This window comes from Myxococcales bacterium, assembly GCA_012517325.1.
In the GTDB taxonomy this organism is placed as follows: domain Bacteria; phylum Lernaellota; class Lernaellaia; order Lernaellales; family Lernaellaceae; genus JAAYVF01.
On record JAAYVF010000017.1, the window covers coordinates 1 to 11300 of the forward strand.

An 11300-nucleotide genomic window follows, 5' to 3' on the forward strand; every position below is an offset into this window, starting at 1 on the left:
CCATCGACCAATATGTCCGCTGGTACAATGAAAAACGAATCCACTCGGCGCTCGGTTACCGGACGCCGAACGAGGTCGAAGCGGCTTACCTCACCCTAAAAGCCGCCTAAATCTGTCTTGCTTTCGGGGGGACACTACGCTATCAAATGGTTTTTTTTGAATTGCCCTCACCCCGGCTTCGCCGACCCCTTCGGCAAGGCTCAGGGCAGGCCCTTTCCCGTTTTGCAGGCGAGGGGATCAATGCCTTGGTAATGTAGGGGCGACCCGATGTGGTCGCCCGGGGCCGTGTTTTTTAACCGCCCGCTTGATCCGAAGGGAAGGCGGTTGCTAAGATCGGCGCGACCCGCAAACCGGAGGCGCAAACTGAAATACGGACAAACGATCGGGCTGCTCGTCGTCGCCTGCCTGGCCCTGGCGGCGGCGGACGACGGTCCCGTCACGCAAGCGTGGCAGGCGGCGGACGGCGCGCGCTATTGGCGGGTGTCGGCCGACGGCCGGACGCTCTGGGAACTGGCCGACGCCGACGGCGACGGCAAGGTCGACGTCGCGATCTTCCCGAGCGGCGACCGCTACGCGCGGGTCGAGATCGACACCGACGCCGACGGCGCGGCCGACCGCGTCTACCTGTTTCAGCCCGACGGCGCGGCGGCCGGCTACCTGGACGCGAACGGCGACGGCGTCCTCGAAACGCCGTCCGGCACGCGCAGCGAGCGCGAAGCCACCCTGCGCGAGATCGGCCGCGGCGGCAAGCTATTTAAAAAGGCCCTCGAAATGCGGCTGCTGGCCGGCGGCGCGGAACTGCGCGCCAGTGACGAACCCGCACCCGCCGCGTGGCCGCCGTTCTCCCGTCCGGCGGGCGAGGAACTGTCGTTCGAATTGCGCCTGACGCTGATTCCCGTCGGCGACGCGGCCATGCTGCAGCGCCAAGACGATCCGATTTTTCTCGGCCAGTTCGTCTTCGCCGCGCGCGCCGGGGTGGGTCGGTCCTTCGGCGCCCGGCCGATCGCGTTGCGCACCGATCCCTCCGAACAGATCGCGCCGCTCGCCGGCCGGTTGGCGGTCGACCTCTACCCGGTGTGGGTGACCGAACCGGCGGCGGACGGGTCGACGGCGAAGAAGCTGATCCTGCAATTGAGCGGTCGCCTGGACGCGGGCCGCGCCCTCGACGAGCAATTTTTTCTCACCGAAACGCTGGCCGATTTCCGCCCGGCCACGATCACCGTGCCCGTGCGCGACTTCGCCGGCCGCGTCACCAAGTCGCTGCTGGTGGAAGTGCGGCGAAAGTAACCGCCTACAACCCTCTGACGATCACCTTTTCGGCGTAAGGCTGGGCGCGCAGGGCCAGCGACCGGACCTTGTCGGGCGGGTAGGGTTTGCGCTCCTGGTAGGTTTCCTCGAGCACGACGCGGTTCTGGTACTGCTGGAAGGCCCACAGTTTCGCGCCCTGCAGGATGCGGCCCATCTCGTCGATCGACGCGTCGTCCACCAGCCCCGGCACCACCGTGGTGCGGAACTCGTAGGCGATGCCGCTGCTCTTGATCGTCTCGACGGATTCCTCGATGTGGTGCAGGTTGACCAGCGTTCCCGCCGCCTCGCTGTAGCGCGAGGGCGCGGTTTTCACGTCCATCGCGATATACTGGACGAGGCTTTGTTCGATCAGCCGGGCCAGGATGTCGGGATGGTTGCCGTTGGTGTCGATCTTGATCGGCAGGCCGGTTTCCTTTTGCAGGCGCTCGAGAAAATCGACGATCGCCGGGAAGGCGAGGGGTTCGCCGCCGGTCACCGTGACGCCGTCGAGCATTTTGCGCCGGTTTTGCAGAAAATCCAAAACCTCGCGCCATTCGATTTGCGGCAGTTGCGGATCGATTTTGACCAGGCCGGGGTTTTGACAGAACGGACAGCGGAAATCGCAGCCGGCCACGAAGAGCACGGCGGAAATGTTACCCGGAAAATCGATCAACGACAGCCCTTGGATGCCCGCGATGCGCACGCGTGAAACTCCTCCGGTGATTCGCGCCGCGGCGAATCGCTAGCCGGGTGACCCCGCAATGTGGATGCGACGAACTAAGCGCTCTGCTGGCTGAGCGCGGTGGTGACCGTCGGTGTCTTCGCCGCGAGCGCGGCGTCGAACATTTTACCGGTCAGTTTGAAAGGCAGCCGGTCGGCGTATTCGGCCTGCTTGCCCTTGTTCCATTGCTGGACCGGGCGATAGTAACCGACGACGCGACTGTACACTTCCGTCTTGTGCTTGCAACTCATGTCTCTTCTCTCCTCCTCCCCCGTGACTCCATTGATCGTTCAGCGACGCTTCCGTTTCCCCCAACTTCAGCTCTTCGCTTCAGACCCCCTGGCGGTCCCGAGCGGCCGCCATTTCCAGACCGGCAAGCACTTCCAAAGCCCTGTCAGTAAGGGCATTCGAAATGTTCGCCGGGGATATAACCGTGTTCCGGGCAGATCGTGAACGTCGGGGTGAGCGAGTAGTACGGCAGCCGGTAGTTTTCGGCGATCCGCCGCACCAACTTTTTCACCGCGTCGATGTTGTCGATCTTTTCGCCCACGAAGCCGTGCATCACCGTGCCGCCGGAGTACAGCACCTGGAGGTCGTCCTGGTGCTCGAGGGCCTCGAACAGGTCCTCGGTGTAATTGACCGGCAGGCACGTCGAATTGGTGTAATAGGGTTCTTCCTTGCCCTGGTGGAAGATGTCGGGATACTTCTTGGCGTCGATCCGCGCCAGCCGGTAGGTGGTGCCTTCGCCCGGCGTGGCCTCGAGGTTGTAGAGGTTGCCCGATTCGTCCTGGTAGGCCAGGAGGTTGTCGTTCATGTGGATCAGCGTGCGCGTGGCCAGAGCCTTGCCCTCGGGCGTGGTGATGTCCTTGCCGATGAAGTTGACCAGCGCCTCGTTCATGCCGATCAGCCCGATGGTCGAGAAGTGGTTGTACCAGTAGGAGCCGTGCGAGACCCGCACCGCGTCGAGGTAGTGGCGGGTGTAGGGGTACAGGCCCTGCTCGGTGAAGCGGTCGAGCACCTTGCGCTTGAGCTCGAGGCTTTCCTTCGCCTTTTCCATCAGAAAGTCGATCCGCCCGAACCAGCTCCGCTCGTCGTTGGCCTCGTAGCCGACGCGGGGCAGGTTGATCGTCACCACGCCGATCGAGCCGGTTTGCGGGTGCGCGCCGAACAGGCCGCCGCCGCGCTTGTTGAGGCGCTTGCGCAGTTCGCGCTCGTCCAGCCGCAGCCGGCAGCACATCGACCGCGCGTCCTCGGGCTTCATGTCGGAATTGACGAAATTGGCGAAGTACGGGATGCCGTAACGCCCGGTCATCCGCCAGAGGATGTCGAGGTTCTTGTTTTCCCAGTCGAAGTTGCGGTGAATGTTGTAGGTCGGAATCGGGAAGGTGAAGATGCGGCCCTTGGCGTCGCCGGCCATCATCACCTCGCAGAACGCCCGGTTCAGCACGTCCATCTCTTCCTGGAACTGGCCGTAAGTGTCGCCGGTCAGCTCGCCGCCGAAGGTCACCGCCTCGTCGGCGAGGTTCGGCGGGCACACCAGGTCCATCGTCACGTTGGTGAAGGGCGTCTGGAACCCGACGCGCGTCGGCACGTTCAGGTTGAAGATGAATTCCTGCAGGCACTGCGAAACCTGCTTGTAATCGAGCTGATCGTAGCGGACGAACGGCGCCAGGTAGGTGTCGAAGTTCGCGAAGGCCTGCGCGCCGGCGCTTTCGCCCTGCAGCGTGTAGAAGAAATTGACCACCTGGCCCAGGGCCGTGCGCAGGTGGCGCGGCGGGCCCGATTCGACCTTGCCGTAGACGCCGCCGAAGCCGCGGTAGAGCAGGTCGCGCAGATCCCAGCCGCAGCAGTAGGCGGAGATCTGGCCCAGGTCGTGAATGTGGAAATCGCCGCTCTGGTGCAGGCCGCGGATTTCCTCGGGGTAGATTTTCTTCAGCCAGTATTCGGTGCTGATCTTCGAGCTGATGTGGTTGTTGAGCCCCTGCAGCGAGAAGCTCATATTCGAGTTTTCGTTGATCCGCCAATCGGTCTTTTCGAGGTAGGAGTCGATCACTTCCACCGCGTCGGAGATCATTTTGCGGGCGTCGCGCAACTGCGCGTGCTCGTTGCGGTAGATGATGTAGCGCTTGGCGATGTCGGCCAGATTGTTGTGGATCAGGCGATTTTCGACCAGATCCTGCACGTTTTCGACCGACGGGATGCGCTTGTCCTTGTAAAGCAGCGAAAGCAGATCGACGGTTTCGTCGGCGATCCGCTCCGCCGTCGCCAGATCCTTGCTGCCGTTGGCTTCAAACGCTTTGTAGATCGCTTTGACTATTTTTTTTCGGTCGAACGGAACCACTCGACCGTCGCGTTTGATAATCGAACGAATCATCAGGAGCCCTCCTGGAGCCCTTGAGGATGTTTTTTAAAAAGAGCCGACCCGTTGCTTCGCTGCGCTATTTCCTGGGTGGGTCGCGGTCACTGGATGTCGATTCTACTGGTTGCTTGGCCCACCAAACCCGGTGGTTTTGCCCCGCACAAAAGGCCCGACTTTCAAAGATGAGAACCGGCTTTAAGGTTCTTCGTCTATGATCTGGAATCTAAAGCTAAATCTGTTTTTAAGCAAAACTACCAAGCAAGGATGAATGCTAGGACATCCGCCGCAAATCTGTCAAGGAAAAAATCTAGATGTTGTGGAAAAATTCCGCACACCCCCCTATAAGTAGTATTGTTAAAAAACACGACAATTTCCGCTAAAAACCTTTCTTTTTTCAGCTTTTAAGACGGCGTTTTCAGTGCCGGAAGGTCCAATAACGCTCTTTATTGGAAAACAAACAGAAGCTTAATACGATTTTCATCGACCGTGTACGGCAGGGAAATAAGGTATGAACGCGACCGGTCGTGGCAACTGGAATCAAGGTCTACAGCGGCAAATGGCTGAAATCGAGAAAATTCACTTCCAAGAACATCGTGATAAAAACTGCCCAAGCTGTAAGGAAGAAACCTGCGGTTTTTTCCGGTGGCCTATTATTTTTAAAGGTGCTAATGGGGTGCTTCAACTTTTAGGAAGTGACCATTTCCAAGCCTGCAAAATATCAATACGAATAAAAGATTCTTCAATTCGTTCAGAAGCGCCACCTCTTGATTTTCAAATTCAGGGCCTAAGGAAAAGCCCATTTGCGCGAAGAAAGCGGTTACCGGGATATCCTTCCAGATTATTAAAAACGTTTTGTTACGGACAAGAATGTCAAATGACATAAAGTGGTAAAGATTTAAGCAATAAGAGTTCAATATAATTAGTATCTATTATAATATAATATCTTTTGAGTATGTAAGTAGTGAAAATTCAAAAAAAAATGATTAATAAATATCTTGTGTTTTATTATAAAAATACCTAGATTATAGCTAAATATTTTTTGGAGGAGATCATGCGAAAATACCTGCTCGCGATTGTTCTGGTTTTCGGTTTGTTGTTTTCTTCGATACTAGTAGCCGATGATGATGTCATGCTTTTCCCCTTAATCTACTCTGTCTATGAGTGCGGCACATCACCAGGTATCCTTGATCTCACTTCGTTATTCCAAGGATATATTGACGAAATGGAGGAGTATTCATGGAGTGTAATTGAATTAAATGATTCATCAAATAATGTAAAAAGGACTATGTCAGACTGCGATTTAACTTCTTATGGTAGAGACGACGTCAATCTTGAACCATATGATATCGCCCTAATTGCAGGACATGGACAGTCCTCTGATTTTAGGGGCGAAGGTGACGAATATAGATTTCAAGGGAATAAATTAGCAGGCTCTAATTGTTATGTTTATCCACGAACAACCATGTCTCTGGGTGCAGCAAGTTGTGGTTCTTCTTCCGATATTGATTTTTTTCATTTGCATAGTTGCTATTCAATGGAACTGACAAATCAGTCCTATAGCCATACTTGGCGACCAGCTTTCCATGGAGTACATATGATCAGTGGTTATGATGGTAAAGTAGATTTTAATATGCACCAGGAATATGAGATATTCGCCCATAATGCCCAAAATGATTCAGTTGCTTATAATTGGACAGATATGTGGGAGGATAATGTTTGGTGCGTTCGAGTGGGCGATGATCTTTTTGTTTGTTGGGACCGCTGCCCAGTTATTTATACCTCGGGAACTTGCAATAGTGATTTAACTAGTAGAATTGAAAATGAAACATACGGTAATCGCCAAGGTTTTGGTCACGTTTTGAACCCTACATATTTTAAACGTTTATCGATCGAAGGTTGCGCCGGGTATTAATTTGGAAATTTGTCCGTGACGGTGAAGGCAAACGAAAACATTCAACGATGGGAGTGATAAGCATGAAGAAGGTATCTTTCCTGTTAATTCTCTTCTTTCTGTTGACTATCTCAAGCTTAACAAACGCAGTGGAAAAAATCCCCATTTTTAAGTATAAGGATAGTATTGATGATTCCCAAAGTCTCCTGCTTGAGGATGCCGGTGTTTTCAACCTAGACTATTCCGAAGCGGAATACGATTTACGGAACGGATTTATGGAACTGAATGGCCCAGGGTATGAATTGCGTCTGAATGAAAATTCCGGGCATTTATTTCTACTGAAACAAAATATTGAGCGCAGAGAAGTCGAGGAAAGTGATTTGAGTGTGAATTCGAATTCACTCGAAAGGGAAACACTTTACTTACTTGAAAAGCTTGGAATCAAGAATACGGAAATCGGCGACATTAATACCGTGCGAATTGTCTCTCAATTGGAGGATAAAGAAGGAACCCTGATTGGCGATGAAAAAATTGCCGGTTTTATTGTGTCGGTAAAAAGGCGGATCAATGGCATCCCCGTCTTCCAAGGCGGAGCAAAATTTTCTTACAGTATCGATGGTGTTTTGTGGAGAGCGGATATTCGGTGGCGGCCAATCGAGGATACGCCATTTGGATTTTTTACCAAAGTTACAGACGATGAAATCCAATACACTATCGATGCGATTCTCAATGAGAAAATGAATGGCGGCAAACCTTTCTGGCAAGGGGGTTTTTTCTCCTATACGGAAGGCTCGGATCATGAAAAACGATCGATTATGGATTATAAATACATTTTCCAATATGAAGCGGTGGACGGAAGCGGCATCGAAATGTTGGAAATAGATGCTTTGAAGAACAAACACGAATAAGGAGGCGTTAAAATGAAACCGCCATTGATGATTAGCGATACAGGTTCGAGAATATCATTCCTGTTTTTGGCGGCTCTTCTGCTTATTTTATTCCTGCCGATGAGCTGCTCGGATAATGAAGACGATGACGACAACGATGGAGCGGCGGATGACGATACGCCTTCTCCCGAGGACTGTGTTCCCGCTGATGCGAGTGAGGAAAACCGGGATAACGCCCTGGCGATTCTTGATTATCATCTGGGCACTTACGAGGATCTGGACGGTTTGCAGCGGTTAATCGAATGCGATCCGGATGGTGAATTCGATTGGCCGCAATCTTACAATCCCGATGCCGGAGTCATATACAGCTATCTATTGCCAATCAAAATTACTTTGCTGGATACCGCTGAAGTGATCAGCGCCCGTTTGGACGTCGCATTCAACCCACCCGATGTCGACGATGGCGAAAGCATCAATGCCGGTTGGGTCAGCATTCTTTTCACCTATCAGGAAATTAGTATGGAGTATAGCCGCACGACGGCTTACAACGAATATCCGATTAAATTCCTGATCAACGACAACCTTTATCTTCCGGATCGGTGGAATGAATGGACCAAGGTTGACTAGGTTCTAGGCCTCTTGCCGGGGGAAATATTTCTCTCCCTTACACCTTCCGGAAATCGGCGATGGCGGCAAACAGCCCGACCACGGCGTGCAGCAGGTTGAGGCGGTTCTTTTTGATCGCCTCGTCCTTGTGCATGACCAGCACGTCGTCGAAAAACTGATCGACCTGCGGCCGGATGCCGGCGATGGTGACCAGCGCGGGCAGGATTTCGCCCGCCTTGACGTGCTTTTCGACCTCGCCGCGCACGGCGTGCATGGCCCGGAACAGCTCTTTTTCCGCCGGTTCGGTCATCAGCGCCTCGTCGATTTCGCCCGCGCCGGTGTAATCCTTGACGATGTTGCCGGCCCGTTTGAAGGCCGCCGCGAAGGCGTCGAAATCGGGGCCGGCGGCGAATTCCTCGACGGCCGCGAGGCGTTTGAGGGTTTCGGGGACGTGGTCGAACCGCACGGCCAGCACGGCCTCGGCGATTTCGGCCCTGGCGCCGCGCCCGCGGATGAAGTTGAACAGCCGGTCGCGGAAGAAGGCCAGGATTTCGGCCTCGAGGGTGGCCCGGTCGGCCTTGAATTTGTCCTCGACGCCGTCCAGCGCCTTGCGGACCAGATCGGTCAGCGGGACGTTCCAGCCGCGATCGGCCAGGATGTGCAGCACGCCCAGCGCCTGGCGGCGCAGCGCGTACGGATCGCCCGCCCCGGTCGGTTGCAGGCCGACGCCGAAGCAGGCGACGATCGAATCCAGCTTGTCGCACACCGAAAGCAGCGCGCCCGCCGCGCCGGCCGGCAACTGATCGCCGGCGAAGCGGGGCAGGTAGTGTTCGAAGATGGCGCCGGCGACGGCTTCTTTTTCGCTGGCGAGCCGCGCGTAGTACATGCCCATCACGCCTTGCAGTTCGGGGAACTCGCCGACCAGGCCCGTGAGCAGATCGGCCTTGTAGATGTGCGAGGCGCGCTTGGCCTCGTCGAGGGCCTGCGGGGCGACCTGGGCGCCGAGAAACACCACCAGTTTGCGGACGCGGGCGGTTTTTTCGGCGTAGCTGCCGAGTTTTTTGTGAAACAGCACGCCGTCGAGCTTGCCCGCCAGTTCGTCGAGGCTCTTTTTCTGATCCTGCTCCCAGAAATACCGGGCGTCCTCCAGCCGCGCCAGCAGCACGCGGCGATTGCCGGCGACCACGACCTCGGGATCATCGGCCTCGATATTGGAAATCACGCAGAACGCGGGCAACAGATCGCCCGAGGTATTTTCGAACGAGAAGTATTTCTGGTGTTCGCGCATCGTGGTGACCAGCACCTCGCGCGGCAGATCGAGGTATTTTTCATCGAAGCGGCCCAGGAGCGGCACCGGCCATTCGACGAGGTAGGTCACGTGGGTCAGCAGGTCCTCGTCGACGATCCATTTGCCGCCCAGATCCTTAGCGAATTCCAGTAGTTTGGCGCGAATCACCGCGCGGCGTCGGTCGGGGTCGACCAGCACCTTAGCGGCTTCCAGCCTGGCCAGGTAGTCGGCGAAATCGGCGACGGCGAATTCGGCCGGCGCGTGGAACCGATGGCCGCGCGTCAGGTTTCCGGCCGCGACGTCGCCCAGGGTCAGCGGCAGCACCTTGCCGCCGAACAGCGCGACGATCCAGTGGATCGGCCGCACGAAGCGGATTTCCGAATCGCCCCAGCGCATCGACTTGAGCCAGGGCAGGCCGAAAACGACCTCGGTCAGCAGGTCGGGCAGCAGGTCGGCCGCCGGCTTGCCGGCGATGGTCTTTTTCACGCCGATGTATTCGCCCTTTTCGGTCGGGAAGATTTGCAGTTCCTCGACCGCGACGCCCTGTCCGGTGGCGAAGCCGATCGCGGCCTTCGTTGGGTTGCCGGCGTGATCGTAGGCGACGCTTTTAGCAGGGCCGGTTTTTTCAATCAGGCGGTCGGGCTGGCGTTCGGCCAGTTCATCGATGCAAACGACCAGGCGGCGTGGGGTGGAAAAGACGGTCAGGGCGCCGTGCGCCAGGTCCAGCGCCTTCAGACGGTCGGTTAGCGCTTGCCGCAGGTTCGCCTCGGTTTCGGGGAGAAAACGAGCGGGGATTTCCTCGGTGCCGAGCTCGAAGAACAATTGGGTGCCGCTCATTGCTTTGCTTCCTCTTGCGGTTGATCGAGTTGCAGTTTGGCGCGGCGCGCCGGATCCTTGACGAGGGGGAAGCCCATTTTTTCCCGGGTCGCCAGCCAGCTTTCGGCGCAGCGGCGGGCCAGTTCGCGCACCCGCAGGATGTAGCCGACCCGTTCGGTGACGCTGATGGCGCCGCGGGCGTCCAGCAGGTTGAAGGTGTGGCTGCACTTGAGACAGTAATCGTAACCCGGCAGCGTCAGGCCGCGTTCCAGGCAGCGCTTGCACTCGGCCTCGTACTTGTTGAACAGGTCCAGCAGCATGGCCACGTCGGACACCTCGAAGTTGTAGGTGCTCTGCTCGACCTCGTTCTGGTGGTAGACGTCGCCGTAGGAAACGCCCGGGATCCACACCAGGTCGTAAACGTTGTCCACGCCCTGCAGGTACATGGCGATCCGCTCGATGCCGTAGGTGATCTCGACCGCCACCGGCTTGCAGTCGAAGCCGCCCGCCTGCTGGAAGTAGGTGAATTGCGTGATTTCCATCCCGTCGAGCCACACTTCCCACCCCAGGCCCCAGGCGCCGAGGGTCGGGCTTTCCCAGTTGTCCTCGACGAAGCGCACGTCGTGCTTGAGCGGATCGACGCCGAACGCCTTGAGGCTGTCGAGGTACAGCTCCTGGATGTTCTTCGGGCTCGGCTTCATGATCACCTGGAACTGGTAATAGTGCTGCAGGCGGTTCGGATTTTCGCCGTACCGGCCGTCGGTCGGCCGGCGGCTGGGCTCGACGTACGCCACGTTCCAGGGTTCCGGACCGATGCTGCGCAGGAAGGTGCTGGGGTTCATCGTGCCCGCGCCGACCTCGATGTCGTACGGCTGAACAATGACGCATCCTTGCCTGGCCCAGTAGTGAGTCAGGGCCAGGATCAGTTCCTGGAATGTCACGCCGCTTCTCCTTGTTGAGTTCAAGTCGTTTGGAACCTAACGTGAGCCGCCGGGGCTGTCAACGGGAAGCGGGCCGCTCGGGCTAAAGGAAATGGATGATTTGCCGCGGTCTTTCCGTGCGCCTGCCGGAGTCCACGCGGGGAGCGCTCTCACCCCCGACCCCATGCAAGGGCGAAGGGCGAAACTGCTTTCCCTTCTCCCTTCGTGGGAGAAGGGCAGGGATGAGGGGGAAATGCCGACCAATCCGTCATGCCGCCGCCCGCCAATCCGTCATGCCGCCGCCCGCCAATCCGTCATGCCGAACTTGTTTCGGCATCCCAAAGCCCGACCCCGAAAAAACCCGTGCCGTCGTTCCGTGCGCCAGTCGGAAACCACGCCGGGAGCGCCAGCGACTTGACTAGTGTAGGAGCGGCTTAGCAGCCGCGATAAAAACCCTCGCCGTCTAACCGTGCGCAAGCCGGAAACCACGCCGGGAGCGCCAGCGACTTGACTGGTGTAAGAGCG

11 protein-coding genes are annotated in these 11300 nt (G+C 57.0%); 6 read left to right on the forward strand and 5 right to left on the reverse strand.

Annotated elements, in window-relative coordinates:
• Both GX444_03815 and GX444_03820 read left to right on the forward strand, forming a co-directional pair.
• On the forward strand, positions 1–110 hold a 110-nt coding region (locus GX444_03815), incomplete at its 5' end, for a transposase (protein NLH47714.1).
• A gap of 214 nt (positions 111–324) precedes the next feature.
• Complete coding sequence (locus GX444_03820) at positions 325–1287, forward strand: hypothetical protein (GenBank protein ID NLH47715.1); 963 nt, start codon at positions 325–327, stop codon at positions 1285–1287.
• A 4-nt stretch (positions 1288–1291) separates the two neighbouring features.
• Here GX444_03820 and GX444_03825 read toward each other — a convergent pair whose 3' ends face one another.
• The 3 genes from GX444_03825 to GX444_03835 all read right to left on the reverse strand — a co-directional run bounded on the left by GX444_03825 (position 1292) and on the right by GX444_03835 (position 4382).
• Positions 1292–1990 (reverse strand): anaerobic ribonucleoside-triphosphate reductase activating protein, encoded by a 699-nt coding sequence (locus GX444_03825; protein ID NLH47716.1) that lies wholly within the window; start codon positions 1988–1990, stop codon positions 1292–1294.
• A gap of 74 nt (positions 1991–2064) precedes the next feature.
• Positions 2065–2259: a hypothetical protein gene (locus tag GX444_03830; GenBank protein NLH47717.1), complete on the reverse strand. Its 195-nt coding sequence runs from the start codon at positions 2257–2259 to the stop codon at positions 2065–2067.
• Positions 2260–2402: 143 nt separating this feature from the next.
• On the reverse strand, positions 2403–4382 hold the full coding sequence (locus GX444_03835) for a ribonucleoside triphosphate reductase (GenBank protein ID NLH47718.1): 1980 nt from the start codon (positions 4380–4382) through the stop codon (positions 2403–2405).
• Positions 4383–4875: 493 nt separating this feature from the next.
• On the opposite strand from GX444_03835, the gene GX444_03840 reads away from it, so the two are divergent.
• The 4 genes from GX444_03840 to GX444_03855 all read left to right on the forward strand — a co-directional run bounded on the left by GX444_03840 (position 4876) and on the right by GX444_03855 (position 7772).
• Positions 4876–5250 (forward strand): hypothetical protein, encoded by a 375-nt coding sequence (locus tag GX444_03840; GenBank protein ID NLH47719.1) that lies wholly within the window; start codon positions 4876–4878, stop codon positions 5248–5250.
• A gap of 168 nt (positions 5251–5418) precedes the next feature.
• The gene (locus GX444_03845; protein NLH47720.1) at positions 5419–6279 is read left to right on the forward strand and encodes a hypothetical protein; all 861 of its coding nucleotides are present in this window, start codon (positions 5419–5421) and stop codon (positions 6277–6279) included.
• A gap of 62 nt (positions 6280–6341) precedes the next feature.
• Positions 6342–7166, forward strand: coding sequence for a hypothetical protein (locus GX444_03850; GenBank protein ID NLH47721.1), 825 nt, complete (start codon positions 6342–6344; stop codon positions 7164–7166).
• 12 nt (positions 7167–7178) lie between these two features.
• Complete coding sequence (locus tag GX444_03855) at positions 7179–7772, forward strand: hypothetical protein (GenBank protein NLH47722.1); 594 nt, start codon at positions 7179–7181, stop codon at positions 7770–7772.
• 37 nt (positions 7773–7809) lie between these two features.
• On the opposite strand, the gene GX444_03860 is transcribed toward GX444_03855, so the two are convergent.
• Positions 7810–9876, reverse strand: a complete 2067-nt coding sequence (locus GX444_03860; protein NLH47723.1) for a glycine--tRNA ligase subunit beta — start codon at positions 9874–9876, stop codon at positions 7810–7812.
• Complete coding sequence (gene glyQ, locus GX444_03865; protein NLH47724.1) at positions 9873–10796, reverse strand: glycine--tRNA ligase subunit alpha; 924 nt, start codon at positions 10794–10796, stop codon at positions 9873–9875. The genes GX444_03860 and glyQ overlap by 4 nt, the downstream gene beginning before the upstream one ends.
• Positions 10797–11300: the final 504 nt, after the last annotated feature.

Bases quoted from the DNA above. Each gene is read 5' to 3' on its own strand.
- GX444_03830 (NLH47717.1), bottom strand. From the start codon at position 2,259: ATGAGTTGCAAGCACAAGACGGAAGTGTACAGTCGCGTCGTCGGTTAC.
- GX444_03835 (NLH47718.1), bottom strand. From the start codon at position 4,382: ATGATTCGTTCGATTATCAAACGCGACGGTCGAGTGGTTCCGTTCGAC.
- GX444_03840 (NLH47719.1), top strand. From the start codon at position 4,876: ATGAACGCGACCGGTCGTGGCAACTGGAATCAAGGTCTACAGCGGCAA.
- GX444_03845 (NLH47720.1), top strand. From the start codon at position 5,419: ATGCGAAAATACCTGCTCGCGATTGTTCTGGTTTTCGGTTTGTTGTTT.
- GX444_03850 (NLH47721.1), top strand. From the start codon at position 6,342: ATGAAGAAGGTATCTTTCCTGTTAATTCTCTTCTTTCTGTTGACTATC.
- GX444_03855 (NLH47722.1), top strand. From the start codon at position 7,179: ATGAAACCGCCATTGATGATTAGCGATACAGGTTCGAGAATATCATTC.
- GX444_03860 (NLH47723.1), bottom strand. From the start codon at position 9,876: ATGAGCGGCACCCAATTGTTCTTCGAGCTCGGCACCGAGGAAATCCCC.